This window comes from Thermococcus sp. M36, from assembly GCF_012027355.1.
Lineage (GTDB): Archaea > Methanobacteriota_B > Thermococci > Thermococcales > Thermococcaceae > Thermococcus.
Map to the genome: position 1 here is coordinate 1 of NZ_SNUH01000238.1, position 425 is coordinate 425.

1 protein-coding gene is annotated in these 425 nt (G+C 24.7%); it reads right to left on the minus strand.

What is annotated here, in order from left to right; translation table 11 throughout:
• The coding region (locus E3E36_RS12145; protein ID WP_167895615.1) for a hypothetical protein at nucleotides 1-342 on the minus strand (342 nt) is incomplete at its 3' end.
• Nucleotides 343-425 lie beyond the last annotated feature (83 nt).

The window sequence follows — 425 nt, forward strand, 5'->3', positions numbered from 1 at the left end:
ATAAAAAACATTTACACGTTTCCCTAAAAAATCGAAACTTTCTTCGAATGGAAAATTGACATGAAAGTAAAAAGTAAAATCTATTCTTCTAATTGGGTTACTTATCATATATTCTTTATAGGCTTTTTCAAATTGCTCAAAAGAAAAATCCATTTTGCTTTGATACATTTGACTAAACACCTTTTCATAGTGTTCAATGTTATATTTTGGAAATCTTAAACTTAACTCATAGAATAGGTATTGCTTTTCATTTGATAATGATGATAGAGGATTATTTTCTGGGGTTAATTCTTTTATTTTAGTAAGAATGATATTTACAGTTTCAAAATTTTTAGCAGACATATTTGATAATTGATTAAACGTAAGTTATAATAATTTGTGTCACTAAATACGAGTCATAAGATAAGAGATTAGTTTTTAAAACA